This is a genomic window from Polaromonas aquatica, assembly GCF_042659145.1.
GTDB classification, from domain to species: Bacteria; Pseudomonadota; Gammaproteobacteria; order Burkholderiales; family Burkholderiaceae_C; genus Polaromonas; species Polaromonas aquatica.
Genome location: NZ_JBHSRS010000013.1, coordinates 393,160 through 405,398, shown reverse-complemented (window position 1 = coordinate 405,398; position 12,239 = coordinate 393,160). Strand labels below are relative to the sequence as shown.

Here is a 12,239-nt window from a genome sequence, read left to right as displayed (position 1 = left end):
TGTGTAGCTGACTCTCTTCATGACTTTTTCTCCTTTTCAATTTCGACCTTATCAGGTGTCTATTGAAACGGGTCAAGTCCACTTAAAAGTCATCGATACATCAAGCATTGGACTTTTATAAGCAGCGGGCGAAGACCATTTCCGACTACTAGCAAGCTTGCGTCCATGTCGGCAAAAACGGCCATCCACATCGTTGCAGAGCCAAATACGGCCATGACCAGGAACACAGACTTGATGTCCACTGCCAAGGTAATGCTGCCAGAGAATCGCGTAAGTCCGCTTTGCAAAGGCTGGCGGCGTTTATATCGCGGCGGCCGTGATACGCGGTGGGTTGCCGACGCTATCCGCCTTGAGGCCTAGGACTCGGCTGGAGCCGCTGGCACTGGCCGTGAGACTAAGATTGACGCGCTGGCGCACTTGAAGGGACGCATACCGCCCAACGACGTCTGCACCGACCGTATGGGATTGCGCGATCACGCCAGTTGTCCACCCGAACTTGATCGGGGACCCCTGAACCGTCTGTACACAAATAAGGATCTGCATGGCCGCCACGATTGAACAAGTCCGCATCGCCGCCGAACTGGGCGTGTCACGCCATTTCGATGCGGCTACTGAAATCGCCCGTCGCACTGCTTTTGTCGCAGGGTACGTTCGATCCGCCGCAGCGCAGACCCTGGTGCTCGGTGTCAGCGGCGGCGTTGATTCCACAGTGACCGGCCGGCTGTGCCAGCTGGCGGCCGAGCAGCTCCGTAGCGAGGGCCTGCAGGTGCGCTTCATCGCCATGCGGCTCCCCTATGGCATCCAGGCCGACGAAGCGGACGCGCAACACGCGGTAACCTTCATCGCTCCAGACCAAACCCTGAGCGTCGATGTAAAGCCAGCTTCGGATGCCGCGCTTGCGGCGCTGCATGCGGGAGGACTGCGCTACGCGGATGCGTTCCACGAGGATTTTGTATTGGGCAACATCAAGGCCCGCCAGCGCATGATTGCCCAATATGCCGTGGCCGGGGCGACCGGGGGTCTAGTGGTAGGGACAGACCACGCCGCTGAGGCCTTGATGGGCTTCTTCACCAAGTTTGGCGACGGTGGCTGCGATATCGCACCTCTATCCGGATTGACAAAACGTCGGGTCAGGGCCATTGCATCGGTACTCGGCGCCGATGCGGGCCTCGCGGGGAAAACTCCCACCGCGGACTTGGAAACCCTGAGACCCCAACGTCCCGATGAAGCCGCGCTGGGTGTCAGCTACGAGGACATCGATGACTTTCTGGAAGGCCTGCCAGTTGACTTGGCTCCGTCTCAGCTAATTGCGGCAACTTACCGTCGCACAGCGCATAAGCGCGCTCTACCCGCTGAGCCGTCGACGTAAATGGCAGAGGTGCGCGGCTATGACGTTAAAGCGCCTGCGCCAAGCCACTGAGAATGCCGCATTCCCTGGCCGAGCGAACGGTATCGCAAGAGCGACGCAGCTTGATTAACTGTTGCTCCAGCGCCTTGAGTTCACGAATTTTCGACCTCACTTGAACGATATGGGCGTCGACCAGCTCGTTGACCTCGCCGCAGTCCAGCTCCGGCCGGTCCCGGAAAGTGAGCAAGTTGCGGATCTCGTCCAATGTCATGTCACGTGATCGGCACCGACGAATGAAAAGCAGGCGCTCCAAGTGATTTTCGTCGTAAAGGCGGAAATTGCCTCCACTGCGTGCAGGTTCCAACAGCAGGCCTTCAGTCTCGTAAAAGCGGATGGTCTGCACCTGGCAATCGGCGCGTTTTGCGAGTTCTCCAATTCGCAGCATCTTGAACCCTCGCCAAAAAGCTTGACTCTATAGCAACTTTAGGTTGCCTAATATCAAATCTACCAAAAACCCCGCCTTACAAACAGGAATCCCCATGAGTCAAACGGAATCTTCATCCTGCGGATGCAGCACATCGTCGAAGTCCGACACGGCCACTTATTACATCGACAACATGGACTGCAAAAACGAGGAGGCGATGATCCGCCAGAGCCTGGGTGCGCTCGACGGCGTGAGCGCCCTGGCATTCGACCTTAAACAACGCACACTGGTGATTACGCACACCTTGCCCTCTCTCGGCGCCGTTGAAGATGCCTTGCGGAGCATCGGCATGCGACCGCAGCGCCGAGCCGCTGGCCTGACCAAGACGCTCTACAGCGTCGAGAACATGGACTGCCCAAGCGAAGAGGCTTTGATTCGCTCCCATCTCGCAAAACTCGACGGGATAGAAGCCCTCGAGTTCGATCTCAAAAACCGCACGCTCTTAGTGACCCACGATGAGCAAGCTCGCTCCGCAATGGAATCGGTGTTCACCTCCATCGGTATTAGGGCCAAGGTCCAGGCTGACGGCGTCCAGTCCGCCGACGAGCGAGTCGTGTTTCAGATTGACAACATGGATTGCCGCTCTGAAGAAGCCATGATCCGGGAGCGTTTGAGGCAGCTGGACGGCGTGAAAACACTGGAATTTGATCTCCCGCAACGCAAGCTGGCCGTGACCTTGAACGCTGCAGCACTGGCGCCCGTGGAGGCCGCTTTGGTGTCGATTGGCATGCGCGCCCAACGCGCTGGATCCGCGCAAGCACAGGCTGTCCCCGCTTTGACGGTAGCGCCCGAGCGCGCGCCGGTGGCCCAGGCCGCGAAGGCTGGCAATGAAGTCACAGTCAGCTACCGTATCGAAAACATGGATTGCCCCACCGAAGAGGCCTTGATTCGTGACCGCCTGGGCAAGGTCCAGGGCATTGCCAAGCTCGAGTTCAACCTGATGCAACGCGTGCTGACTGTTGACCACACCCTGCCGTCCGCTGAACCCATCGAGCAGGCTCTCGCTGCGATCGGCATGAAGGCGCAGCGCCAAGGTGCCGCCGGCGTCGCCACGACAGTGCTGCAGATCGCCAAGATGGATTGTCCGACCGAAGAAGGACTCATTCGAGGAAAGTTGGAGGGCATGACAGGGATCGCCGACTTGCAGTTCAACCTGATGCAGCGCACCTTGACAGTCCAGCATTCACCTGAGGCTCTCACCCAGGCCGTCACAGCCATCGAATCGCTGGGATACGAAACCGTGGTGCAAACCACGGATGAACCACGTGATGCGGACTTACCGGTGCCGAAGACCAACTGGCTGCCGATGATTTTCTCGGGAGTGGCGGCTGTACTGGCCGAAGTCGTCTACTGGGCCAACGGCGGCATCCACTGGATGGTGGTCGCACTCGCGCTGGTATCCATTGCCACCGGCGGGCTCAGCACTTACAAGAAGGGCTGGATCGCGCTGAAAAATCTCAATCTGAACATGAACGCGCTCATGGCCATCGCGGTGACCGGTGCCATGGCGATCGGCCACTGGCCCGAAGCAGCGATGGTAATGTTCCTGTTTGCCCTGGCTGAGGTGATCGAAGCCAAGTCTCTGGACCGCGCCCGCAATGCGATTCGTGGCCTTTTGGAGCTGACACCCGCCACCGCCACCGTCCGCCAGGGCGACGGCGCCTGGCTGGAAGTGCCGGCCAAGGAAGTTGTGCTGCAGGCTGTAGTGCGGGTCAAGCCGGGGGAGCGCATTGCCTTGGACGGCATCATCACCTCTGGCAGTTCCGCGATCAACCAGGCCCCCATCACCGGTGAAAGCCTGCCGGTCGAGAAAGCCGAGGGCGACCAGGTCTTTGCCGGCACGATCAACGAGACCGGCTCCTTCGAGTACAAGGTCACCGCTGCCGCAAACAACTCGACGCTGGCACGCATCATCCATGCCGTCGAGTCGGCCCAGGGTAGCCGCGCGCCAACCCAGCGCTTCGTCGATCAGTTCGCCAAGGTGTATACGCCCGCCGTGTTTGCGGTGGCCGTGCTCGTTGCTGTTGTTCCGCCGCTCGCTTTCGGTGGCGCCTGGTTTGACTGGATTTACAAGGCGCTGGTACTGCTGGTGGTAGCCTGCCCATGCGCGCTGGTCATTTCTACGCCAGTCACCATCGTCAGCGGCTTGGCCGCTGCCGCCAGACGCGGCATCCTGATCAAAGGCGGTGTTTACCTGGAGGGAGGGCGCAAGCTCAAAGTTTTGGCCCTGGACAAGACAGGAACCCTGACCCACGGCAAGCCCGAGCAGACTGATTTCGTTGCCTTGAGTGGCGACCAGCCCATGGTGCAGCGCTGGGCGGCCAGCCTGGCAGCGCGCTCAGACCACCCAGTGTCCCAAGCGATTGCTCGGCACGCCAAGCAAGCCGCAACGCAGGCTCTGGAGGTGCAGGACTTCAAGGCGCTGCCCGGCCGGGGCGTCAGCGGGCAGATCGCAGGCACTTTGCTACATCTCGGCAACCATCGGCTGACACAGGAGCGCGGCTTGAGCACGCCGGCGTTGCAGTCGATGCTGGAGGGATTGGAACGCCAAGGCAAGACAGCGGTCATGCTGATGAACGAGTCGGCGGTGCTGGGAATTTTTGCCGTGGCGGACACGGTCAAGGACAGCAGCAAGAAGGCTATCGCGGACCTGCACGCCATGGGCGTGCGCACCGTGATGCTGACCGGCGATAACCAGCACACGGCCAACGCGATAGCCGCTCAGGTAGGCATCGATGAGGCACGGGGTGACCAGCTTCCCGAGGACAAACTGCGCACCATTGAAAGCCTGGCGGGCGGCCAGGGCCAGGTCGGCATGGTGGGCGACGGCATCAACGATTCGCCGGCGCTGGCGCGCGCAGACATCGGTTTTGCCATGGGCGCCGCCGGCACCGACACGGCCATCGAGACGGCGGACGTCGCCCTGATGGATGACGACCTGCGCAAGATCCCCGCGTTCATCCGGCTGTCGCAGCAGACCGCACAGGTGCTCACGCAGAACATCGTCTTGGCGCTGGGGATCAAGGTGATCTTTGTAGCGTTGACCTTCACGGGCCAAGCCACCATGTGGATGGCGGTGTTTGCCGATATGGGCGCAAGCCTGATCGTGGTGTTCAACGGCTTGCGTTTGCTGAAAACGCGCGACGCGTGACTGTGATTGGAACTGGCGACATGGGACTGCTGCGGCACTGGGTGTATGACTGGGGCGGTCTCAACACCCAACTAATGCTGTGGATCAACCGATCCATGCCGGCGGACTGGATCGGCTTTGCACGCTTGCTCTCCGCAATCGGCAGTTATTGGGGCGCGCCACTCATGGGCGTGGCGCTGCTGGGCTGGCGGGCCGTCAAGCGTTCCGAGCCCGCGGCGCTGGCGCCGTTCCGGTTCGGTGTCGGCGTCCTGGTCGCCATACTCCTTGCCTGGACTGCCAAGGCCGCGTTTGCACTCCCGCGACCTTCGGACCTGTATGCCAACGATATGGCTTGGGTGCTTGGCGCACCCGACAGCCTTTATGCCTTTCCCAGCGGCCATGCTGTCTATACTGCAGCCGTCGTTGCCAGCCTCTGGCCCCTGGGTCCCTGGCCTTTCCGGCTGCTTCTACTCGCAATCGCGGCAGCCGTCGGCTGGTCCCGCGTGGCACTGGGGGCGCACTTCCCAGCGGATGTTGTTGCCGGCTTCCTTCTCGGCGGTGCTTGCGTAGTAGCGACCCATGGATGGGCCGTGTCGTTGAAACGAGCAGTTGCCAAGTGGCGGGCCAGGCGATGAGCTTCGAGTTCGCCGCAGTGCTTCGCCTGGCGGGCCGCATCGACACCATCAATCGCTGGATGGCGTTCGCGGTGCGCTGGGGCCTGCTGGCCAATGCCGTCCTCATCGCCGGCAATGCGTTCAGTCGCAAGCTGCTGGGCATGGCGTCGTCGACCATGTACGACGTGCAGCCGCACTTCTTCGCGCCGGTGGTGCTGCTGATGGCAGCCTTCACGCTGCAGCGCGATGAGCATGTGCGCATAGACATCTTCCTGATGCTGCAGATGGCAATGGTAGGCATCCTCGCGGTGTTCCCCGGTATCGCCAGTACGCCGCCACCGGCAGCCACGCTGACCGACAAGCAGGTGAAGGATGCGCTACGCATGTCGCCGGAGCCCATCTCCGACCCTTCAGCCGACCCGATTTCCAAGAAATGAACATGCAAACTCACCGTCCCTGGCCTTGGTTTTTTCTCGCCTTCGCCGTACTCGCCGCCGATCAGGCCGCCAAAAGTGCTATCGACGCCGCCACACCCCTGGGTTGGTGCCATCCGATTACGTCTTTTTTCAACTTGGTCCACGTGCTGAATCCTGGCGCAGCCTTTAGTTTTCTTGCCGGGGCCGGTGGCTGGCAGCGCTGGTTCTTTCTGGGCATCGCGATCATGGCTTCCGTCTGGTTGATCTGGATGTTGCGGCAACCTAGGCCGCGCAGCGAGTCGCTGGCCTTCAGTCTGATCCTGGGAGGCGCGCTGGGAAATGCCTTTGATCGTGCCGTGCGCGGCCATGTCATCGACTATTTGGATTTCCACCTCGTCGGAAAGCACTGGCCAGCCTTCAATGTGGCGGATATAGCCATCACCCTGGGTGCGGCTTGTCTGGTATTTGTTTCCTTCATCGCTGCCAGGCCACCGCAACAGAAGGCATAAATTGTCCAGCTCGGGTCCGAGTCTTACCATCATCCTTTGGATCATGACCGACATCGGCTTGATGTCGCGTGGCCAGCGGTTTGCTGCGTAAGTCCGCGAACCCGCCCATGGTCCGCCAGTCCCGAGGATCGCGGTGCACGTAAGCCTCCTACAAAAAACATGCCTGAGCAGTGCCTCGCCCCCGATGATCTTGCTGCAGACCACCCCAAACGTCGTAGCATTTGTTGCCTAAGTGAGTTCAGTGCATTGCACGCGTGTTGCCATGTGCAAGTCGTGCCGATCGGCACTGTCACTGGGGCAGGCCAACTCTATGCGCACTTTTGGACGGACATTGCGACCCTGGAAATGCCTTCGTATGAAAATCGGTGAACTCGCTAAACTAACCCAGACCCAAGCGGAAACCATCCGCTTCTACGAGCGCGAGGGCTTGTTAAATGAACCTCCGCGCAGTGAGGCAAATTACCGCCTCTACGGGCGCGAGCACTTAGCGCGACTCGGCTTCATCCGGAACTGCCGTTCGCTCGACATGACGCTCACGGAAATTCGGACGCTCCTCCAATTCAAAGACGCACCAGAAGAAAACTGTGCGCAGGTAAATGCGCTACTTTACGAGCACATAGGACACGTAGCCACACGCATCAAGGAACTGAAGATTCTGCAAAAAGATCTGAAGGCTTTGAGGGAGCAATGTACAAGCGACCGAATCGCTTCGGATTGTGGCATTTTGAGCCGCCTGGATGAGGCTGCAAAGCTTTTTCCACAACAAGACATTATTCGCGATCACTTGGATCACGTTCCCGGCATTTACCAGACTGTGGGCAGCACAGTTGTCGCGAATCCAAAAATGAGAAAACGACATTAATGCCGCATGTAGTCTCAAAAAAAAGAGGACTTACCAGAGGCACACATGGTGCCCCGGTCTTTCTTCAACTTTCTCAGAATGGCCTAACGGCCCATCTCCTTCTTGCAGATCAAAACCGCCTTCACTACGTTGTCCATAAAATCTGGCGGTATTCTGCGCGAGGACTGACCCATGGCCTTGAGTTCTTTGAAGCTGTAAAACTTGAGCATCTTGTCATAGGTGCAATCGCAAGCGGCCTTGTCCGTACCGCTCTGAATGCATCCCGCCAGATACTCGCCGCGAGCCTTGGACTCCTCACTCGAACAGGACGCCAGGACGGTCATGCAAAGGACAAGACCGACCCTCAAAACCGCATTGAACATCCGGTTCATCGCAGCACCAAAGCGCAGCCCAGCATCACGCCAATGACCAGACCGATGACCTGAGGCCCCACTTTCCAAAACACTTTGATCCAGATCAGGCTGAGCATCCCGCCACCTGTGAAGACCGCATCAGGGTGTGCAAACTTGCGGATGGCATCACCGATCAGCGCCCCGGCAGTTCCCGACGCGGTTCCCACAATCACCGCGAACAGCTTGGCAAAGAAGCCCGCACGCAGGACCATGGCCGAGCTATTGAAAGTGCAGGACAGGATAGCCAGGATAAGGGCCGCGATGCCCCAGATAATCGCCGACTGGATGAGTTCTTCGTTGTTGTTGTTTTCCATAAATGATGACTCCTCGTTTTTGTTGATGTTTCAGCGCTTGCCTAGCAGCGCGTCTTGGTAACCGTGCTCACGCCACTCTCGTCAGGCTTCATGTTGAAGTCAACGGTGCTTTCTGAATCGGTTTCCAGGATGTAGCACTCGCCCTTCTTGGCACGCGACAGAACGCGGTAAGCCGGCCACTTGTTGTTGACGGTGACACGGCCCTTGTTGGTCGTGACTTGGACGTAGACACCTTCGCTACTGGCCAGGTCGGCATCCTTGGTCATCTTGACCTTGGTCGGGAAAGCAGAAGCGGCTGTCGCCGCCAAAACGAGAGCCAGTGCAATGGCAGATTTGTGCATATTTGAATTTCCTTTGCTTGAATGAAATGAGTGAATAGATAAGTGGACGAATCAGCCGGTCGCTCTAGAAACCCGTATTGCAGGGAAAGCGACGACCAGGCGGCGGGATGGCTTTGGTGGCGTTGGTTCTGGGAAACACGACGGTGCCCAAGGCGTACTTCAGTACGACATCACCTTTGCGGATGTCTTCCATGAACAACAAGAAATTGCCACTGCCCACACGGCTGTCGGACTCCATGGGTCCGTCATAGGTGTGGCCGTTGACAGTCAGGGTGAATTTCTGGATGTCATGACCCGTGCTGAGCCGGGTCAGCGAAACAGTGGCGGTCTTGTCGGTGCCCGTTTCCTTGGTGGGGCAAGCGATGTACAGCCGCAGGTCCTGCTTGTCAGAGAAATACTCCAGGTTGCCCTGGCCGTAGCCGCTTTTCCAGTCCGCGCTGGCGGCACCTGTCATCACCATGGCTGCAGCAAAGGCGCTGATGGATTTGAGTGAGCAGATCGCTCGATAGCCGTTTTGAGTCATTGAAATGTTCCTCCTCAGTAAGTTTGTTGAATTGGTTGATGTCGATTGAGAAGCAGCCGGGCACAGGCTTCTTCAGCTCTTAGTAAAGACACGATCATTAAATGAGGTGTTTGAGACTCCTTTAAACGTAAAAAAATGGCCGACTGGATATCGACCTGGATTTATATGGCTACTGTCCAGCATGAAAATGCACTGCCCAATAATCATAATAGGCTTCAAACACCGTGGCTTTAAACACCTCCTGTTTAGATCATCGGAGGCATGCCACATGTTGCAAAAACCAAGCAGGTTTCCCTTTCCCTCCGGTTGATCTTCGCCAGAAACATCCGCCTCGTCAGGGTTAACGCGGGAATATCTCAGGAACGCATGGCCGCCGATGCGGGGCTGGATCGGGCATTTGTCGGTACGCTGGAACGGGGCCAGCGCAATATCTCCATCGACAACATCGAGCTGATTGCCAAGGCCATAGGGATGGCGCCCCATGAGCTGATGCATCCGGACCTGGCACAAATCCACGGACTGGACGCAACCATCCTGCGCGCCCCACGCACTGCAAGGCCCTACCCCGCCAAAAAGCGCTAGATCGGCTCGTCAGTGCGCTTTTGTGGGTTCGTAGCTGCTGGCTTCAAGGTGATCAGGTTCAACAGCTGTACCTTGCTGGCCTCCCCTGTCAGGTGCCGACAAATCAGCGGAAAGGCGATGGCCGCACTTTGCGACCTGGCGCCTGACCGCTTCAGCTCAATGCGAACATTGTGGGCACAGGCCCATGGTTCGCCAGCATGGGAATCCAGCAGAAGCAAGGCCTTGGCAAAGTCTTTGTCATGCTGGACTTCTATCTCCACGCCTATCACCGTCGCCCAGCGGCTGGCTGTTGCAGATTTGAACTGCAACAAGCACAAGCCCCCTGAGCGCAGTACGTCTAGCGCGGTTTCACCCATTTCTACCGGGTTATGCGTGGTTGCTGATTTGAGGGGATGGGTTCCAGTCAGATTCTCCAGAGCACGAACGCAACGCAAGACGCTGGAGCAGCCTGGATGCGCAGCCCGTCCCAGTACATCCTGAGCCATAAGCTTGCGCTCTAGCGTGAGCTGGCTACGCGGCACAGGCCCGAGGATGAGCACACACTGCATCACACTGGTGAGCGCGCAGACCTGTGCTGACCCAGACTTGAGAACCGGCAGTTTGTGATACCGCAGGTGCTTGGTAGCCTGGGCCAGGTACTGGATCTCGGTATCAAACCGTATGCCTGCGGCAAAGACATGCTCAAGGCGCACCACGGGTCGTCCCACCGCCGGCGCTGGATGTCGCAAGCACCTTGTCCGCGAGTTTGTCGGCAAGGCCTGTCGCCGCTTTGGCAGGTTGCTGCCCAGTATCAGAAGTGTTGGTGGGCTCAGGATAGAACTCTTCCAGCACGCCCTCCACCTCTTCAGCCGACTCCTCAAACACCCCGGCAGCAAAACCTTTGCGGGAAGCCTCGTCCAGCGCAGCCTGGTCAAAACCCAAGGCCTTCCACTCATCCCGCTGCGCGATAGCCGCAGCCACGGCAGCCGGCAAGGTCATGCCCGCCCGCACCGTCAGATCCACGTAGTAGATCGGCGTGCGGTAAGACTGCGATGTCGATTTGCCCCGTAGCCTCAGTTCCAGCGGCAGGGTCGAGAGCAGGCCGCCCGAGACGGCATGAAAGTACTTCAGCCGGGTCGACAGCGTTCGGATGCTGTTGTAGCCGGTAGTTCTGAAGATAAAACTGCCAAGCTCATCTTCATCGCCAATGCGCACGTTCAACCGGCCGTAAGGCTTGCAGTGCCCGCCTATGGCCAGTTCGCATGCATCCGGCGTGGGGCATGGCAAGGTCTTCAGACCCTCACCCGTCAGGCGTTTACAGGTTTCCCCGTTGCCCACACACATCTGCCGGCCGGTCTTGCGGTCGAACAGGGTGTAGTTGGCCCTGAGACTCAAGTCCGGGTCGTCGAACATCAAGCGTATGGGAATGCTGCGGAGTTTGGTTTCAGGGGTTTTGCGGAGGGATTTGTCCAGGGGGTGGTTGACCCAGCCTTCGCGGTTTTGAACCTGGGTGGTGATGGTGAATTCGTCGTCCTTTTCAGGAAGACGCAGGCCGTCTTTTTCGACGACCTTGCCGATGGAGATGCGGCCAACGATGGGCGGCGTTAAAGCGAGTCCTTTGAGCATGTATTTTCCTTTGTTTGCTTCGAGCCCGCCCCCGTCTATACACAGAGGGGCGGGCTAATAGACCCCAGTGGATGGGGCATTGGGGTTGGCTCAGTCGTTGATCAGGAAGCGCCGCGATCCGGCTTTGGGCAGGCTGTAGCGCTCCAGGAGATCAGGCTGGTCCTTGAGCAGGGTTTCCACATCTAGGGCTGAGCCGTCCTTGCTGCGTTTCCAGGTCACATCCCCGTTCTCGAACACGGCTTGGCTGGCTTCACCCATGCGCTGCTGGATGCGCTGCTTGAGTTCAGATTCCAGTTTGGTGTGGGCTGCCAGAAACTGCCGGACAGAGAGCAGGTCCGAGAAGGCTGCCGACATGACCAGGTCCCTTGAGAGGTCTATGGTCTTGCCGCAGTCTTTCGGATAGAGCGCCCGCAAAGCCACATCTGCCGAGTCCGAACCGTCCGACGGCGGTTGTTCGTCCAGCTCGACATAACTCCAGAACTGGCGCTCCAGGAGCATGAGCTGTTTGATCATGGGCTCGTTGCGTTCAATCCGGTGCACCTGCAATTCCTGTCCGCAAATCAGGACCGCCACGTCAGCGACCTGCTTCCCCGTCACGGCCAACTGGTGCAACACCTGCAGCTGGATGTATTCAGGGACACCGTCTCGCCAGAGGCGTGCACCATTCATGCCTGCGGTCTTGCACTCCAGGATCTGGACATCTGGCACACCCACGACCTCACGGTCCAGGTTGGCCAGCATCCAGGGTTCTGACGGATGCTGCAGGACGGCGTTGATGCGCCTGACCTTATGACCGGTGCGTTTTGTGTAATGGGCTGCGACTATGGGTTCCAGCAACGTGCCCCAGTACATGGGGCTGGTTTCGTCGTTGGGGTCTGTTTTTGGGAGGCCGGCGTCGCGGCCAGTTTTCTCCATCCAGAGTTCGAGCTGGGACTTGTAGGGATTGAGACCTACGGCAGCGGCTGCATCTGAACTGCCCACCCCGCCTTTGCGAACCGTTAGCCAATCGTCCCGGCTGAGGTCGTTGGTCTTGACCAGCTTGAGGGCTGGTTTGGGCCTGTCCTGCTTCTGGATCTTCAGCGCGTTGTTCATGGCGCTTTCCTTTCAATATTGGTTGAA

General features: G+C 58.7%; 15 protein-coding genes and 2 pseudogenes. 8 read left to right on the top strand and 9 right to left on the bottom strand.

From position 1 onward, the window contains the following. Nucleotides 1-89: 89 nt before the first annotated feature. A pseudogene (locus ACFQND_RS06085) lies at nucleotides 90-270 on the bottom strand (hypothetical protein); the annotation flags it as partial. 271 nt (nucleotides 271-541) lie between these two features. Here ACFQND_RS06085 and nadE point away from each other — a divergent pair. After that, a complete protein-coding gene (gene nadE, locus ACFQND_RS06080; RefSeq protein ID WP_371435763.1) occupies nucleotides 542-1,369 on the top strand; it encodes an ammonia-dependent NAD(+) synthetase in 828 nt (275 codons plus the stop codon). A gap of 25 nt (nucleotides 1,370-1,394) precedes the next feature. Here nadE and cadR (ACFQND_RS06075) read toward each other — a convergent pair whose 3' ends face one another. Next, nucleotides 1,395-1,793 (bottom strand): Cd(II)/Pb(II)-responsive transcriptional regulator, encoded by a 399-nt coding sequence (gene cadR, locus ACFQND_RS06075; RefSeq protein WP_371435762.1) that lies wholly within the window; start codon nucleotides 1,791-1,793, stop codon nucleotides 1,395-1,397. A gap of 94 nt (nucleotides 1,794-1,887) precedes the next feature. On the opposite strand from cadR (ACFQND_RS06075), the pseudogene ACFQND_RS27295 reads away from it, so the two are divergent. The 6 genes and pseudogenes from ACFQND_RS27295 to cadR (ACFQND_RS06050) all read left to right on the top strand — a co-directional run. Beyond that, nucleotides 1,888-2,061: pseudogene (locus tag ACFQND_RS27295) on the top strand (heavy-metal-associated domain-containing protein); the annotation flags it as partial. 60 nt (nucleotides 2,062-2,121) lie between these two features. Continuing rightward, nucleotides 2,122-4,983, top strand: a complete 2,862-nt coding sequence (locus tag ACFQND_RS06070) for a heavy metal translocating P-type ATPase (RefSeq protein WP_449301349.1) — start codon at nucleotides 2,122-2,124, stop codon at nucleotides 4,981-4,983. After that, entirely contained in the window at nucleotides 4,980-5,597 is a 618-nt protein-coding gene (locus ACFQND_RS06065; RefSeq protein ID WP_377412599.1) for a phosphatase PAP2 family protein, read from the top strand. Before ACFQND_RS06070 ends, ACFQND_RS06065 begins: the two co-directional genes overlap by 4 nt. Further along, entirely contained in the window at nucleotides 5,594-6,013 is a 420-nt protein-coding gene (locus tag ACFQND_RS06060; protein WP_371435759.1) for a TRAP transporter small permease subunit, read from the top strand. Before ACFQND_RS06065 ends, ACFQND_RS06060 begins: the two co-directional genes overlap by 4 nt. Before the next feature lie 2 nt (nucleotides 6,014-6,015). Further along, complete coding sequence (lspA, locus tag ACFQND_RS06055; protein ID WP_449301348.1) at nucleotides 6,016-6,501, top strand: signal peptidase II; 486 nt, start codon at nucleotides 6,016-6,018, stop codon at nucleotides 6,499-6,501. 355 nt (nucleotides 6,502-6,856) lie between these two features. Continuing rightward, the gene (gene cadR / locus ACFQND_RS06050) at nucleotides 6,857-7,363 is read left to right on the top strand and encodes a Cd(II)/Pb(II)-responsive transcriptional regulator (RefSeq protein WP_371435757.1); all 507 of its coding nucleotides are present in this window, start codon (nucleotides 6,857-6,859) and stop codon (nucleotides 7,361-7,363) included. 83 nt (nucleotides 7,364-7,446) lie between these two features. Here cadR (ACFQND_RS06050) and ACFQND_RS06045 read toward each other — a convergent pair whose 3' ends face one another. The 4 genes from ACFQND_RS06045 to ACFQND_RS06030 all read right to left on the bottom strand — a co-directional run bounded on the left by ACFQND_RS06045 (nucleotide 7,447) and on the right by ACFQND_RS06030 (nucleotide 8,933). Beyond that, nucleotides 7,447-7,734, bottom strand: coding sequence for a hypothetical protein (locus tag ACFQND_RS06045; protein WP_371435756.1), 288 nt, complete (start codon nucleotides 7,732-7,734; stop codon nucleotides 7,447-7,449). Further along, the gene (locus tag ACFQND_RS06040) at nucleotides 7,731-8,069 is read right to left on the bottom strand and encodes a hypothetical protein (protein ID WP_371435755.1); all 339 of its coding nucleotides are present in this window, start codon (nucleotides 8,067-8,069) and stop codon (nucleotides 7,731-7,733) included. Before ACFQND_RS06040 ends, ACFQND_RS06045 begins: the two co-directional genes overlap by 4 nt. 41 nt (nucleotides 8,070-8,110) lie before the next feature. After that, nucleotides 8,111-8,410, bottom strand: a complete 300-nt coding sequence (locus tag ACFQND_RS06035; RefSeq protein WP_371435754.1) for a hypothetical protein — start codon at nucleotides 8,408-8,410, stop codon at nucleotides 8,111-8,113. 64 nt (nucleotides 8,411-8,474) lie between these two features. Next, nucleotides 8,475-8,933 carry a hypothetical protein gene (locus tag ACFQND_RS06030; RefSeq protein WP_371435753.1) on the bottom strand — a complete coding sequence of 153 codons (459 nt, stop codon included), beginning with the start codon at nucleotides 8,931-8,933 and terminating at the stop codon, nucleotides 8,475-8,477. 261 nt (nucleotides 8,934-9,194) lie between these two features. On the opposite strand from ACFQND_RS06030, the gene ACFQND_RS06025 reads away from it, so the two are divergent. Beyond that, complete coding sequence (locus ACFQND_RS06025) at nucleotides 9,195-9,515, top strand: helix-turn-helix domain-containing protein (protein ID WP_371435752.1); 321 nt, start codon at nucleotides 9,195-9,197, stop codon at nucleotides 9,513-9,515. On the opposite strand, the gene ACFQND_RS06020 is transcribed toward ACFQND_RS06025, so the two are convergent. The 3 genes from ACFQND_RS06020 to ACFQND_RS06010 form a co-directional block, all read right to left on the bottom strand. Then, entirely contained in the window at nucleotides 9,512-10,222 is a 711-nt protein-coding gene (locus ACFQND_RS06020; RefSeq protein ID WP_377412593.1) for a hypothetical protein, read from the bottom strand. The two genes, ACFQND_RS06025 and ACFQND_RS06020, sit on opposite strands and share 4 nt — an antisense overlap. Next, nucleotides 10,197-11,120 carry a recombination directionality factor gene (locus tag ACFQND_RS06015; protein WP_371435750.1) on the bottom strand — a complete coding sequence of 308 codons (924 nt, stop codon included), beginning with the start codon at nucleotides 11,118-11,120 and terminating at the stop codon, nucleotides 10,197-10,199. The genes ACFQND_RS06020 and ACFQND_RS06015 overlap by 26 nt, the downstream gene beginning before the upstream one ends. A 90-nt stretch (nucleotides 11,121-11,210) precedes the next feature. Next, the gene (locus tag ACFQND_RS06010; RefSeq protein ID WP_371435749.1) at nucleotides 11,211-12,212 is read right to left on the bottom strand and encodes a YqaJ viral recombinase family nuclease; all 1,002 of its coding nucleotides are present in this window, start codon (nucleotides 12,210-12,212) and stop codon (nucleotides 11,211-11,213) included. Nucleotides 12,213-12,239 lie beyond the last annotated feature (27 nt).

Coding starts and splice junctions, on each gene's coding strand:
- ACFQND_RS06060 (WP_371435759.1), top strand. CDS start 5,594: ATGAGCTTCGAGTTCGCCGCAGTGCTTCGCCTGGCGGGCCGCATCGAC.
- ACFQND_RS06070 (WP_449301349.1), top strand. CDS start 2,122: ATGCGACCGCAGCGCCGAGCCGCTGGCCTGACCAAGACGCTCTACAGC.
- cadR (WP_371435757.1), top strand. CDS start 6,857: ATGAAAATCGGTGAACTCGCTAAACTAACCCAGACCCAAGCGGAAACC.
- ACFQND_RS06030 (WP_371435753.1), bottom strand. CDS start 8,933: ATGACTCAAAACGGCTATCGAGCGATCTGCTCACTCAAATCCATCAGC.
- ACFQND_RS06025 (WP_371435752.1), top strand. CDS start 9,195: ATGCCACATGTTGCAAAAACCAAGCAGGTTTCCCTTTCCCTCCGGTTG.
- ACFQND_RS06040 (WP_371435755.1), bottom strand. CDS start 8,069: ATGGAAAACAACAACAACGAAGAACTCATCCAGTCGGCGATTATCTGG.
- nadE (WP_371435763.1), top strand. CDS start 542: ATGGCCGCCACGATTGAACAAGTCCGCATCGCCGCCGAACTGGGCGTG.
- cadR (WP_371435762.1), bottom strand. CDS start 1,793: ATGCTGCGAATTGGAGAACTCGCAAAACGCGCCGATTGCCAGGTGCAG.
- ACFQND_RS06045 (WP_371435756.1), bottom strand. CDS start 7,734: ATGAACCGGATGTTCAATGCGGTTTTGAGGGTCGGTCTTGTCCTTTGC.
- ACFQND_RS06010 (WP_371435749.1), bottom strand. CDS start 12,212: ATGAACAACGCGCTGAAGATCCAGAAGCAGGACAGGCCCAAACCAGCC.
- lspA (WP_449301348.1), top strand. CDS start 6,016: ATGCAAACTCACCGTCCCTGGCCTTGGTTTTTTCTCGCCTTCGCCGTA.
- ACFQND_RS06015 (WP_371435750.1), bottom strand. CDS start 11,120: ATGCTCAAAGGACTCGCTTTAACGCCGCCCATCGTTGGCCGCATCTCC.
- ACFQND_RS06035 (WP_371435754.1), bottom strand. CDS start 8,410: ATGCACAAATCTGCCATTGCACTGGCTCTCGTTTTGGCGGCGACAGCC.